This is a genomic window from Pseudoalteromonas sp. 2CM39R (assembly GCF_023161845.1).
The window spans coordinates 123,145-137,696 of sequence record NZ_JALNTM010000017.1; the positions used below are offsets into that span (position 1 = coordinate 123,145).

General features: G+C 40.8%; 9 protein-coding genes and 1 tRNA gene. 8 read left to right on the forward strand and 2 right to left on the reverse strand.

Features of this window, described 5'->3' with window-relative positions; translation table 11 throughout:
* Positions 1–3: 3 nt before the first annotated feature.
* Positions 4–1,338, reverse strand: coding sequence for an exodeoxyribonuclease VII large subunit (xseA, locus tag MTF66_RS29070; protein WP_248529396.1), 1,335 nt, complete (start codon positions 1,336–1,338; stop codon positions 4–6).
* 134 nt (positions 1,339–1,472) lie between these two features.
* On the opposite strand from xseA, the gene guaB reads away from it, so the two are divergent.
* The 6 genes from guaB (at position 1,473) to rimI (ending at position 7,800) form a co-directional block, all read left to right on the forward strand.
* Positions 1,473–2,942, forward strand: a complete 1,470-nt coding sequence (gene guaB / locus MTF66_RS29075) for an IMP dehydrogenase (RefSeq protein WP_008110278.1) — start codon at positions 1,473–1,475, stop codon at positions 2,940–2,942.
* A gap of 105 nt (positions 2,943–3,047) precedes the next feature.
* Positions 3,048–4,625: a glutamine-hydrolyzing GMP synthase gene (guaA, locus tag MTF66_RS29080; RefSeq protein WP_055013073.1), complete on the forward strand. Its 1,578-nt coding sequence runs from the start codon at positions 3,048–3,050 to the stop codon at positions 4,623–4,625.
* Between the two features lie 534 nt (positions 4,626–5,159).
* The gene (locus tag MTF66_RS29085) at positions 5,160–6,686 is read left to right on the forward strand and encodes a response regulator (protein ID WP_248529397.1); all 1,527 of its coding nucleotides are present in this window, start codon (positions 5,160–5,162) and stop codon (positions 6,684–6,686) included.
* Between the two features lie 236 nt (positions 6,687–6,922).
* Positions 6,923–6,999, forward strand: a tRNA-Trp gene (locus MTF66_RS29090).
* A 65-nt stretch (positions 7,000–7,064) separates the two neighbouring features.
* On the forward strand, positions 7,065–7,349 hold the full coding sequence (locus MTF66_RS29095) for a hypothetical protein (RefSeq protein WP_109874210.1): 285 nt from the start codon (positions 7,065–7,067) through the stop codon (positions 7,347–7,349).
* The gene (rimI, locus tag MTF66_RS29100) at positions 7,336–7,800 is read left to right on the forward strand and encodes a ribosomal protein S18-alanine N-acetyltransferase (protein WP_171043283.1); all 465 of its coding nucleotides are present in this window, start codon (positions 7,336–7,338) and stop codon (positions 7,798–7,800) included. The genes MTF66_RS29095 and rimI overlap by 14 nt, the downstream gene beginning before the upstream one ends.
* Before the next feature lie 3 nt (positions 7,801–7,803).
* On the opposite strand, the gene MTF66_RS29105 is transcribed toward rimI, so the two are convergent.
* Positions 7,804–10,461, reverse strand: coding sequence for an ATP-binding protein (locus tag MTF66_RS29105; protein ID WP_055013071.1), 2,658 nt, complete (start codon positions 10,459–10,461; stop codon positions 7,804–7,806).
* A 347-nt stretch (positions 10,462–10,808) separates the two neighbouring features.
* Here MTF66_RS29105 and prfC point away from each other — a divergent pair, with 347 nt between their 5' ends.
* The gene (prfC, locus tag MTF66_RS29110; protein ID WP_138623432.1) at positions 10,809–12,398 is read left to right on the forward strand and encodes a peptide chain release factor 3; all 1,590 of its coding nucleotides are present in this window, start codon (positions 10,809–10,811) and stop codon (positions 12,396–12,398) included.
* 62 nt (positions 12,399–12,460) lie between these two features.
* The gene (gene argS, locus MTF66_RS29115; RefSeq protein ID WP_055013070.1) at positions 12,461–14,203 is read left to right on the forward strand and encodes an arginine--tRNA ligase; all 1,743 of its coding nucleotides are present in this window, start codon (positions 12,461–12,463) and stop codon (positions 14,201–14,203) included.
* The last annotated feature ends 349 nt before the right edge of the window (positions 14,204–14,552 follow it).

The following is a 14,552-nucleotide window of genomic DNA, read 5'->3' on the forward strand; positions in this document are numbered from 1 at the left end:
TGGCTAAGCTTCTACCTTTGAAATAACCTGGCCATCTACTAACTCAGTGATCAACACATCACCCACTTTTACATCTTCCACTGATTTAACCACTTTATTTTGCGCCGTTTTCGTTATGCTGTAACCGCGCGCCAATACATTAAGTGGGCTGACCGAATCAAGCCGACTTGCTTGTAAGGCAAGATTATTATTTGCGTGTTGTAGTTGCTGCTGGATAGCTTGGTTTAGCCTTGCATGAAGCTGTGCTAACTGATGGTTTGCAGTTGCTAGCTTTTTATCTGGTGATTGGCGTATTAGGCGTGGAGTTAAATTAGCTAACACGCGTTCTTGCTGGTATAAACGCTGACGCATTGCCTGTTGCAGTGCAATACTCAACTCATCTAAGCGTTGTGACTTTTGGTTTAGCTGATTGCGCGGGTGGCACAAATTTAAGCGATGCTGTAGTTGAGTTGCCAGTGCACGTTTATCGGCAATGTCGTGTTTAAAAGCATTCGCTAAACGGCTAATTAACTGATTAACCCTATTATGTAGCTCTTGTGTATTGGGGCTTACGAGCTCTGCGGCTGCAGAAGGAGTTGCAGCACGTACATCAGCAACATAATCGCTAATCGTGGTGTCTATTTCATGGCCAACAGCGCTCACAATGGGCAGCGAGCTTTGGTAAATAGCGCGAGCAAGTTGTTCATGGTTAAAGCACCATAAATCCTCTAATGAACCACCGCCGCGCCCGAGTATAATAACGTCGACCTCATTACGTAAATTTGCCAGCTCTATTTGCTTTATTAAATGGCCATGCGCTTCTTTGCCTTGCACCATCGCAGGATAAATAACGACTTCTAATTGCGGCGCACGACGTTTTAGTACTGTTAAAATATCTTTAATTGCGGCGCCTGTAGGTGAGGTGATCACCCCTATGCGATTTATGTTTTGGGGTAGGGGTTTTTTATAAGCGGAGCTAAATAAGCCCTCTGCAGCCAAACGCATTTTTAGCGCGTCAAACTCTTGCTTAAGTTGCCCTTCGCCGGCAGGCTCCATATGTTCAACAATAAGCTGGTAGTCACCACGGGGTTCGTACAAAGATACACGTGCTTTAACGGTTACTTGTGCGCCGTTAATTGGTCGGTAACTTTGGTTGCGATTATTGCCTCGCCACATGGCGGCTTTAATTTGCGCTTTATCGTCTTTTAACGAAAAATACCAATGCCCAGAAGCAGGCGCAATAAAGTTAGAAATTTCACCTGTGAGTATTAAAGACGCAAAACCTTGTTCAAGTAAGGCACGTATTTCACGATTAAGGCGAGATACGGTATAAACCGTTTGCGAGGGCTTAGAAAACATAAAAACTACCAAAAAACATTTATAAATCTAGCTTATCATAAATAAATACAAAATATTATTTACTAGTGCCTACAACGCTGTTAAAATTTGGCCGCAATTCCTTATCTTAGATCCACATGTGAGAAGTTGCCAAAATGCTTAGAATCGCTAAAGAAGCTCTTACCTTTGATGACGTACTTTTAGTACCTGGTCATTCTACTGTTTTGCCACATACGGCAAATATTTCAACTCGCTTAACGCGTGGTATCAAACTTAACTTGCCGCTCATTTCAGCATCTATGGATACTGTTACAGAAGCTCGTTTAGCTATTGCCCTCGCGCAGGAAGGTGGTCTTGGTTTTATTCATAAAAACATGACCATTGCAGAACAAGCGAAAAATGTTCGTAAAGTTAAAACCTATGAAGCAGGTATTGTTTCATACCCTGTTACAGTAACGGCCGATCTGACTATTGCAGATGCTGTTGAATTGTCTCAGGAAAAGGGATTCTCAGGTTTTCCGGTCACCGATAGCGAAAATAACCTTGTAGGTATTGTAACTAGTCGTGATATGCGCTTTGAAACTAAGCTTGAACAGCCGGTTTCAACAGTGATGACGAAAAAAGAAAACCTAGTAACGGTTAAAGAGGGAACTGCTCGCGAAGATATCTTAAGCTTAATGCACGAACACCGCATTGAGAAGATTCTTGTGGTTGATGATGCGTTTAAACTTAAAGGCATGATCACCGTAAAAGATTACCAAAAAGCACAAGACAAACCAGATGCATGTAAAGACGAGCAAGGCCGTTTACGTGTAGGTGCTGCGGTAGGCGTTGGCGCAGGCACTGATGAGCGAATTGCTGCATTAGTTGAAGCCGGTGTTGATGTACTACTAATCGATACTTCTCATGGTCACTCTCAAGGTGTTATTGACCGTGTTGCAGCGACTCGTCAAGCTTACCCAGACTTACAAATTGTTGCGGGTAACGTGGCAACTGCCGAAGGTGCTATTGCCCTTGCAGATGCCGGTGTTGATGCTGTCAAAGTAGGTATCGGCCCAGGTTCTATTTGTACTACACGTATTGTTACTGGTTGTGGTGTACCACAAATAACAGCCATTTCAGATGCGGTTGAAGGCCTTAAAGGTCGCGATATTCCAGTGATTGCCGATGGCGGTATTCGTTTTTCTGGTGATATTGTAAAAGCATTGGTTGCGGGTGCATCGTGTGTAATGGTTGGCTCTATGCTCGCGGGTACTGAAGAAGCACCAGGTGAAGTTGAACTTTATCAAGGTCGCTACTACAAGTCTTACCGTGGTATGGGTAGCCTAGGTGCGATGGATCAAAAAGAAGGTTCATCAGATCGCTACTTCCAAAAATCAAACCAAGCTGACAAGTTAGTACCTGAAGGTATTGAAGGTCGTGTTGCTTATAAAGGGCCAATTGCGACAATTATTCACCAACAAGTGGGTGGTCTTCGCAGTGCAATGGGCTTAACCGGTTGTGCCACAATCGAAGAGCTAAACACTAAACCACAGTTTGTACGTGTAACTTCTGCTGGTATGGGTGAGTCGCATGTTCATGATGTGCAAATCACTAAAGAAGCACCGAACTACCGTTTAGGCTAATCAGCCTTTAACAACTTGAAATAAGTGGGCTAACCTTTGTTAGCCCTAATATAGTCACACAGCTTAAGCTGGTGGCGTTTAGCACCTGACTTTACGAGATACTTCATGAGCAAAGACATTCACGATTCACGAATCCTCATTTTAGATTTTGGTTCACAATACACGCAGTTAATCGCCCGTCGCGTGCGCGAAATTGGTGTTTATTGTGAGCTTTGGGCTTGGGATGTAACCGAAGAGCAAATTCGCGAGTTTAACCCACAAGGTATTATCCTTTCTGGTGGCCCAGAATCAACTACGCTTGAAAATAGCCCGCGTGCTCCTGAGTATGTATTTGATGCTGGCGTACCCGTACTTGGTATTTGTTACGGTATGCAAACTATGGCAACACAGCTTGGCGGCCGTGTACATAGCTCAGATAAAAAAGAATTTGGTTACGCGCAAGTTGAAAAAGTGGGTAACTGTGCATTATTTGATGCCATTGAAGATCATATTACTGATGGCGGCAATGGTGTACTAGATGTGTGGATGAGCCACGGTGATAAAGTAATGGAAATTCCAGATACTTTTAATACCACAGCTAAAACATCTACTTGCCCACATGCGGCAATGTCTAACGAAGAAAAACGCTTTTACGGCGTACAATTTCACCCAGAAGTAACGCACACACATCAAGGTCAACGTTTACTAGAGCGTTTTGCTATTGATATTTGTGGTTGTGAAAAATTATGGACGCCGGCAAAAATCATTGATGACGCCATTGAGCGTATCAAAGAAACAGTAGGCGACGACGAAGTTATTTTAGGCTTATCAGGCGGTGTAGATTCATCGGTTGTAGCTATGCTTATTCACCGTGCTATTGGTGAACGACTAACCTGTGTATTTGTTGATAACGGGCTACTTCGTTTAAACGAAGGCCAGCAAGTTATGGATATGTTTGGCAATAAGTTTGGCTTAAACATTGTTAAAGTAGATGCCGAAGATCAATTTTTAAATGACTTAGCTGGTAAATCAGACCCAGAAGATAAGCGTAAAGCCATTGGCCATACGTTTATTAACGTATTTGATGAGCAAGCTAAAAAGCTTAAAAACGCAAAATGGTTAGGCCAAGGTACAATTTACCCTGACGTAATCGAATCAGCAGCTTCAGCGACTGGTAAAGCACACGTAATTAAATCGCACCATAATGTGGGCGGCTTACCAGATGATATGCAAATGGGCTTAGTAGAGCCATTACGTGAGTTATTTAAGGATGAAGTACGTAAAATTGGTTTAGAGCTAGGTTTACCGTACGACATGCTTTACCGCCACCCATTCCCAGGGCCAGGTTTAGGTGTGCGTGTACTTGGCGAAATCAAAAAAGAGTACTGTGATTTACTTCGCCGCGCTGATGCTATTTTCATTGAAGAGCTTCACAAAGCAGAGCTTTACCATAAAGTAAGCCAAGCGTTTACTGTATTCTTACCGGTTAAGTCGGTAGGGGTTATGGGTGATGCACGTAAGTATGATTGGGTTGTTTCACTTCGTTGTGTAGAAACCATTGACTTTATGACTGCGCGTTGGTCACATTTACCGTATGAGTTCTTAGGTGTGGTTTCAAACCGTATCATTAATGAAATCGACGGTATCTCACGTGTTGTTTATGATATTTCAGGTAAACCACCTGCAACTATCGAGTGGGAATAATTGTATGCTGCAAGCCATTAATTTAATGGCTTGCTTTTTCTTATTGAGCTCAACTTTTTAATCACCATCCAACCACAAAAACACCCAGCTAAACACCTCTAAGCAAAACCTTATCAAAAAAGTCACGCTTGTAGCAGCGTAAAAATAACAATTTAAACTTTCATAGCATTAAATAAGCTCAGTAAACTGCGGTTATAGACATTGTAAAAAGAGCTGCTAAATTAAAAAACAGTTCTATACTATAAATAAAATCAAACAACTCAGGTATGAGAATATAATTTTGTCCCTATTTGCAGTTTAAGCTCTCCCGTTGCAACTAGCTAAAAATTAATAAAAAAAATGTATTAATACAGGGGAAGAGTAAAAGCGTTTTTATTGGAGAAGGGGATTGTTAAATACCATCCTAAACCTTTGATAGTTTCTTATTAGGTCGCAATTTGATATAGGGTAATGAGGGGTTTTGTGAGAACTGATGAGTCAGCGGTAAATAGGTTCGAAGAGCAAATGCAACTTTTCATCCTTTAGTTGTTGTGTGTGGGTGGATTGTTAACTGCAGCTAGCTTATTTATACTTGAGTTGCCGAATAATACATTGTCATTAATGATAATTGCTGTGTGGGAGTTATGTGCATTAAGCGCTATTACCTTTAAAAAAATTCGACAACGCTTGTTAACTCTATTGGCTATTTTGATTACCTTGGCTTTTCCCTTTATTATTTTGGTAAATGGTGTTGTCCCAGCTAGTTTAGCTCCGCTGTTTGTGGTGGTGTTAGTGCTCGTCCTAAAGGGTCAAACGCGTATTATCTGCATGTGTATCTTAAATATTACGCCATTAATGTTACTTGCCAATGGTGAGCCCCAAACCACGGCGATTGTGGTACGCGTTGTGTTTAGCACTATCGTTCTTTCCATCTTAATTTATTACCTTCTTAGTAGTTATCAAGCATTAGTCGATAAAACTCAATTGCAATTAGATACAAATGAACGAATATATGGAGTCATTGGGCATGAGTTGCGAACACCCGCTGCAACCATAAAAATGCTAATAGATATTGAGCTTGAGCAAAACTGTTCGAAAAATATTTTAGAGTTGCAGCGGTTATCCAGCCACTTACTATGTGTGTTGGATGATATGAAGACGTCCTCTAGTAGTGCTACCTTAGCTGTGTACAAGAATAATGAAACTATATCGGTTCATGATACCGTTGAACGGGCGATCGAAGGAGTAAAGCCTTTAGCCGAAAAGTATAATTTTACTATTAACTTCTCAGCAAAAAAAGCAGTTACAGAGCATCATATAGGCTCCACTAAAGCTATCTTCCAAATTATTCAGAACTTAATTAAGAATGCGATATTACATAGTGGTGGCAGCACAGTTACTGTAATGAAATCAGCCGAATCCTTAAGCCATGATAAAACCCATTATCGTATTAATGTTATTGATGATGGTAAAGGTATCGATGTTAAATTTCGAGATAAGATGTTTAATGCATTTGAACGTGGCGATACATTGAGTGAAGGTACTGGGCTGGGGCTTAATATCTGCAAGCAAATAGCTAACACTTTGGAGGATGGAGATTTAAGTTATATTAGTAGCGAAAACGGTGGCGCTAATTTTGAGTTAGTCTTTGTTTTGCATAGTGTTGATGAGCATGATGCAGTCTCAGTAAAAGTGGATGATTTCGAATTACTGCAAAACCTAAAAATACTGCTAGTCGAAGATACACCTATGCTGCGTATGATAGCCAGTAAGATCCTTACCCAAAATGGCGCGATAGTGACTGAAGCAGAGGATGGTATTATTGGTTTAAATCAGGCAAGCACAGGCGATTTTGATTTAGTCATCACGGATATCATGATGCCAAATTGTGATGGCTACGAGTTAACTGTTAGACTGCGCGAGCAAGGCTTTGTTAATCCCATTATTGGCGTAACAGGTGCCACAGTTGGCAGCGAAGCTGAACGGTTAATTGCGTGTGGTGCGAATGCGGTTTTGCCTAAGCCACTAACACTTTTGAGTATTACAGAGGAGCTGAAAAAGTTAAAAGTAAATAAAACTTAAGTGTCTACAGGCAATTACGCAATGGCAAGTTTGAAGTCATAACCGCTTTAGTTTTATTGAGTGAGCTAAGACGCTACAAGCAATTGAGACTGAATAGTATAATAGTTGTTAAAAAGTGAAAAACCATAAATTAGCATGCTAATTCGCCGTTTTGTTTATTTAAAAAGCAAACAAACCAAAAAGTTGAATTTTTACTTTACCTTTGTCAAAAGGTCTTTATAATTCATCGTCATTGCAGGGGCGTAGTTCCAATTGGTAGAACAGCGGTCTCCAAAACCGACGGTTGGGAGTTCGAATCTCTCCGCCCCTGCCATTTCTTCTTTACATCGTTTTGATTACTTCATATATTATTCAACTTACTAATTCCATCGAGTCGTTATGCATTCACGTTACGCATCTGTTTTTGGTATAGAAAAGCTTGAACTTAATCAACACTTTCGCCCAGCTCCATTAGAGCAGTCAGCTAATTCATCGTTAACACTCTGTGATACGTTAAAAGATGATATTGAGCGTGCGTTTGCGCCTGTAATAATTAACAAGATTGTTAAGTCATCAACTATTGAGTTTAATGAGCAACAATTAGGCTTGCCTGATTCTTCCCTGTCCAGTGCACAAAAACGTGCGTTATGGGCATTAATGAGTGAACACCTTGATACACTTTAAATCGGTTACCGATGAGAATACCAATGAGCTTATGGCCATTGAAACCAGCTGCCACACACATCCTTGGACATTAAAAACAATGCAATCATGTTTGCAGGGACGTTATTTTAATTTAGCGGCGTTCGATGAAGAGCAAATGATAGGTTTTTATATTGGTGAAAAAGCAGGACCCGATTTTACTCTAATGGATATTTGTGTCGCCCCAAGCTTTCAGGGACAAGGATTTGCTCAGCAGTTATTAACGCAGTTTATAGCGTATGGTGAGCAACAAAGCGCCGAAAACTTATTTTTAGAAGTACGCGAATCTAATACACGAGCTATTGCTTTGTATGAACGAGCAGGCTTTATTGAAATGTCTGTACGTAAAAATTATTACCCCAGTGACGCACCCAATAAAAACGGCTTTGAAGACGCGATTTTAATGGGCATGGCACTGGGTTTAAATTTTTAACGATTACTTATTAGCGATGGCTTGCTCTATTGCGGCAATAAGTTCTGCAACGTGTTTTTCTCTTTGTGGCATATCATTGCCTTTTAAGCTTTGTTCAACCGCTGAGGCGCTTTGGTAAATTTCATCAAAGTTAAAACAACCAGCGCTGCCTTTAATACTATGGGCAAGGGCGCGTAATGTCTCACAGTCACGGCTGTTATATAGTGCTTTTATCTGTTGTAAATAATCAGGTAAACTTGCTAAATAATTAGCATTTATTTGCTGAAACTTCTCACTCTTCAATAAGCTATCCCACTTGTTTTGGTTATCACGTTCAAGGTGTAAATAGCTGACTAATACATTTTCTAGTGCGTCTTTATCAATGGGTTTGCCCAGCGCTTTATCACAGCCTGCTTCAAGGTAAGTATCAATATCATGATTCATCACATTCGCGGTCAGAGCGATAATTGGGCCATCATAGGCCGCATCTCTGAGCATTTTAGTTGCTTCTAAGCCGCCCATAACCGGCATTTGCATATCCATGATTATAAGCTGGTAGTCGTTTACCAACGCCATTTCTACAGCTTGTGCACCATTGTTGGCTATATCGGGCTCTAATCCCCATGTTTGTAATAGCAATTTAATCAGTAACTGATTATCGGGGTTATCTTCTGCTACCAAAATATGCGCATCAAAGCTGTTGCTAGCAAAAGATAGCTGCGGATCCTTTTCTGGTGTTAGTTGAGAATGCTCGGTTAATAATAAATTGCCGCCAAGGCTATTATGCAAATGGCAATCTATATCGATGGTAAAGCAACTACCCACACCCACCTCACTGGTTACACTTACATCACCACCTAGTAACTGAGCTAAGTTTTTTGAAATACACAGCCCTAACCCCGTACCACCAAACCGACGTGTCGTTGTAGCATCGGCTTGCTCAAATGGCGTAAATAATCGTTTTATTTGGTTTGACGACATACCAATGCCGGTATCTTCAATAACAAAGGTAAGCGTTTTTGGTGCTTGGTATTTAGCGGTTATTGTAACCTGACCTTGCTCAGTGAATTTAACCGCATTACTGGCAATATTAATCAGTATTTGTTTTAAGCGAGTAATATCACTATTAATAGTATGCGGTAGCGGAAGTGCATAATTAATTGTAAATGACAGCTGCTTCTCTTGTGCTAGAGGTTTAATGATTGATTCAACATCATGAATAAGTTGTACAACATTTAACGGCGTTTGCTCAACCGCGAGTTTTTCGGCTTCAATTTTTGAAAGATCGAGAATGTTATTAATAAGCTCTAACAAATGTTTTGAGTTACGTAGAATAGTGCCTAAATGATGTTTGTCATTGGTTGGTTTTTCGCTATGCAGTAGTTGCTCTGTAAATCCCATAATGGCTGTAAGCGGAGTGCGAATTTCATGACTCATATTGGCTAAAAAGCGGCTTTTAAGCTGGTTTGCTTGTTCTGCTTGGGCGATGGCGGTTTCAAGCTTACTGTTCATCGACTCAAGCGCCTTAGTCCGACTTTCTACTTTGTCTTCTAAGTGATGCTTATATTCTTCTAGTTGCTGTTGATAATGCTTAATTTGGTTAATCATGTGATTAAAGTCGTTAAACAGTATTCCTACTTCATCTGTAGTATATGCAGGGAGTGTAACAGAGAGGTCGCCATCACCAACGCGATGACTTGCTTCACCTAATAATTCTATTGGGTTAAGCAGTAAATTACGCACCACAATAAAAATTAAGATTGGTAGGGTGATCACAGAAATAATAACAATTAGCCCGGTGATCACACTAATTGCTTTGCCTGACTGATACAATACTGCTTTTGGAATGGTCGACACATAATAGTAGCCGCCACTCATTTGGGCTGCAAAAATCAGTCGCTCTATTTTATCAACACTTGAAAGTTCAATGGTTGATAAGCTGCCTATATCCGCTAAATCGTTAATTTTATTTAGTTCATACTCGCTGACATAGTGGCCACGCATTTTATAATCGGAGCTAAATAAAATTTTACCATCGTTGGCCAGTAACAAATTTAAGGTGTTGTTATAAGGCGCTTCTAAAATGCTGGTGTTTAAAATAGAGGGGTCGACTTTAAGAATAATAAAGCCTAGCTGTTGTGGGCGTTTTAAATAATAGTCGACGCTATATATGCGCTGTACAAAGTATAAGTTGGTGGTGCCATCTTCTTTTTGCACCATAAACTGCTGCTGGCTTAAATTACTTTGTTTTACTTGATCAAAAAATGGGTAGGATTTGGGCGCTACGGTTAAATTACTGGAGTAATAGGCGTCACTTTTACCGGTTTTTGAGACTAAGTTAATACTAATAATGTCAGGGTAGGCTTCACTGTAACTGGCAAATACGTCCATTAACGCGCCAAGCCGATAGGTATAGCTGGCGTCTTCAAATAAATCTTTAGCTAAAAAGTCACTTAGTACCGGTGAAGCAGAGAGTAACTTAGCCGTTGCATGAAAAGAATCGATATAGTTGAATACTTTTTGCTGTTGTTGTTCTACAAAGCGACTCATAATCAAGTCGGCCTGCTTTTGCGTAGAGTTGGTCACATTAGTGAGCGTAAAGCCCCCTAAAAATAACAATGGCAGTATAACCAGTGGAGTTATATACCATAATAATCGAATACTTAGCTTACTGGTTTTCATTACCCAACATCAAATCCTCCATGTAATCGACCAATAATATGATTTACAGCACTATTACTCAAGCTTGGTGTTAAGTTAGTGGGCAATTTATAGCGTTATTGTTAATAATCGCTGAAAACACCAAACTTAAAAAAGATCCGTTAATAACCAACCATTGATTGTTTATAAAGCCAAGATCAGCGAAAATAGTCTTTAATTACGATTAACTTAACGGATAGCGTCACAAGAGCTAATTTGGGTTCTTGTTGGGGTATGTTGAGCTTTAGAGGTTAGCTTGTTTTTAGCCTTGAAAGCTCAGCATACTAAAATACAAATACATCCGTATATCAACTAAAAGAACCTTTTTAATGGCAGACCAAAATCTCCTTAGCGAAATTAATAAACGCCGTACCTTTGCGATCATCTCGCATCCGGATGCGGGTAAAACCACTATCACAGAAAAAGTATTGTTATTCGGACAAGCAATTCAAAAAGCTGGAACGGTAAAAGGCCGTGGCTCTAATCAGCATGCTAAGTCTGATTGGATGGAAATGGAAAAAGAGCGTGGTATTTCTGTTACTACTTCTGTAATGCAATTTCCTTATAACAATGCGTTAGTTAATTTACTTGATACCCCAGGACACGAAGACTTCTCTGAAGATACATACCGAACTTTAACCGCGGTAGATTCGTGTTTAATGGTAATTGATGCTGCTAAAGGTGTAGAAGAACGTACCCGTAAGCTAATGGAAGTAACACGCCTGCGTACCACGCCTATTGTTACCTTTATGAATAAATGTGACCGTGATATTCGCGACCCAATGGAACTACTTGACGAAGTAGAAACAGAGCTAAATATTGCCTGTGCACCTGTTACTTGGCCAATTGGCTGTGGTAAAGAGTTTAAAGGTGTTTACCATATCCATAACGAAGAGACCATTTTATATAAAACAGGTCAAGGTCACACTATTCAAGAAGTACGCAGCATTAAAGGGCTCGATAACCCTGAGCTTGACCAAGCCATTGGTGGTGAACTTGCAGCGCAGTTACGCGATGAACTAGAGCTAGTTATTGGTGCATCACACGAATTTGATTTAGATCTATTCTTAGCGGGTGAGTTATCGCCTGTGTATTTTGGTACCGCACTTGGTAACTTTGGTGTAGATCATGTTTTAGATGGGTTAACTCAGTGGGCGCCAACCCCATTACCACGTGAGACAGAAGACCGCCAAGTTGTAGCCACAGAAGAAAACTTCACTGGGTTTGTATTTAAAATTCAGGCCAACATGGATCCAAAACACCGTGACCGTATTGCCTTTATGCGTATTGTGTCGGGTAAATATAGCCAAGGCATGAAAATGAATCATGTGCGTATCGGTAAACAAGTCAGTATTTCTGATGCGGTAACCTTTATGGCGGGCGATCGTGAGCGTGCGGCTGATGCTTACGCTGGTGATATTATTGGTTTACATAACCACGGTACGATTCAAATTGGTGATACCTTTACCCAAGGCGAAAAAATTAAGTTTAGCGGTATTCCAAACTTCGCCCCTGAATTGTTCCGCCGTATTCGTCTGCGCGATCCATTAAAACAAAAACAGTTATTAAAAGGATTGGTACAGCTTTCAGAAGAGGGCGCAGTACAAGTATTCAGACCATTAATTAATAATGACTTAATTGTAGGTGCGGTAGGTGTGTTGCAGTTTGACGTGGTTGTAGCGCGTTTAAAAGCTGAATATAACGTTGATGCAATTTACGAAAGCGTTAATGTAAATACAGCCCGCTGGGTTAGCTGTGATGATGTTAAAAAGTTTGAAGAGTTTAAGCGTAAGTGCGAAAGCAACTTAGCACTCGATGGTGGCGATAATTTAACTTATATCGCACCGAGTCGTGTAAATCTTAACTTGTCGACTGAGCGTTACCCTGAAGTGACATTTAACCACACGCGTGAAAACTAACACTTAGCCACTAGAATTAACACAAAGCCTGCTTTGGCGGGCTTATAAAGGTAAATAATATAATGAATATTCGTACTATTTTAGTAGAAAAAGCCATTGCCGCTATGACCGCCGCAGGCCTGCCAGAAGATACTAACCCAGCAGTTACGCAAAGCACACGCCCACAGTTTGGTGATTACCAAATTAATGGCGCGATGGGCGCGGCTAAAAAAATGAAAAGTAACCCGCGTGAATTGGCGCAAAAAATTATTGATCAGTTAGATGTAAGCGACATTGCCGAAAAAACTGAAATTGCTGGCCCTGGTTTTATTAATATTCACTTAAAGCCAGAGTTTTTAGCACAAAGCGTACAAGCCGCTAATAACCACGCAAAACTTGCAGTAAATGAGCACGCCAAACCACAAAAAGTAGTGGTTGATTACTCATCGCCGAACCTTGCAAAAGAAATGCACGTAGGTCATTTACGCTCAACTATTATTGGTGATGCGGTAGTACGCGCACTTGAATTTAGAGGCGATACCGTTGTTCGTCAAAATCACATGGGTGATTGGGGCACACAGTTTGGTATGTTGATTGCGCATTTAGAAGATCAAATTAACCAAGGTGTTGACTTAGATACTGTTGCGCTTGCTGACTTAGAAACTTTTTACCGCGATGCTAAAAAGCGTTTTGATGACGAAGAAGGCTTTGCCGATAAAGCACGTAACTACGTAGTTAAACTGCAAAGTGGCGACGCACACTGTGAAAAACTGTGGAAACTATTTATTGCCACTTCAGTGAAGCACTCTGAGGAAGTATATAAGCGTTTAAACGTAACCCTTACGCCTGCCGACATTATGGCTGAGAGTGCTTATAACAGTGAACTTAACGATATTATAAGCTTATTAAAAGATAAAAATATTGCAGTAGAGTCGCAAGGCGCACAGGTGGTATTTTTAGATGAGCTGGCGAATAAAGACGGTGAGCCTTCAGCGTTTATCGTACAAAAATCGGGTGGCGGCTTCTTATATGCAACCACAGATTTAGCCGCGTGTGATTACCGTTCAAACAAACTAGGCGCTGAGCGTATTTTGATATTTGTTGATGCGCGCCAGAGCCTTCACTTTAATCAAGTAGAGCTTACTGCGCGTAAAGCCGGTTTGTTACGTGATGAAACCAGTTACGAGTTTTGCCCATTTGGCACCATGATGGGCGCTGATGGTAAACCATTTAAAACCCGTACAGGCGGCACGGTAAAATTAGCTGATTTACTTGAAGAGTCAATTACTCGCGCAGCAGCCAAACTCGCTGAGCGTGAATCAGATTTATCTGACGAAGATCGTAGTGAAATTGCTCGTAAAGTGGGTATTGGCGCGGTTAAATACGCAGACCTTTCTAAGCATCGTACCAGCGATTACATTTTTAACTGGGACAGCATGTTAAGTTTTGAAGGCGCAACAGCCCCTTACTTACAATATGCGTATACGCGTGTTCGCAGTATTTTCCGTAAGTCAGGTGTTGACGCTGCAAGCTTAAAGGCTGATGTGAGCATTATTGAGCCACAAGAGAAAACTCTCGCGCTTAAATTATTGCAGTTAGAAGAAGTTCTTGATCTGATGATCAATGAAGCCACACCGCACGTATTATGTGGTTACTTATACGAACTAGCTAGCCTATACATGACATTCTACGAAGCTTGCCCAGTACTTAAAGAGGGCGTAGAGCCAAGTGTTCGTGATAGCCGTTTAGTATTGTGTAATTTAGTGGCAGATACGCTGCGCACAGGATTGGATTTACTAGGTATCGAAGTCATGGAGCAAATGTAATCACCGTCGTATTTTAATCTAATACTGCGTTGTCCACTCGACTGACCCTAATCACATACAACTACGTATGCTCATAGGGATAAGTCGAGTGTCCGCCTTATCTTAGACTAAACTACTTAGGTGAGCGTCTGCTGCGTGTAGTTCGCTTTAGCTGCGTTGGTAAAACTATTTAGCCTAAGTCACATACAAAAGTAACAAGGTACTAGGAATAAATAGGCTTTAGGCACTAGGAAAGTGTGACACGTATTACAGAGCGCTTATAAACTTTTGACGAACCTAGAACCTAGAACCTAGAACCTAGAACCTAGAACCTAGAACCTAGAACCTAGAACCTAGAACCTAGAACCTA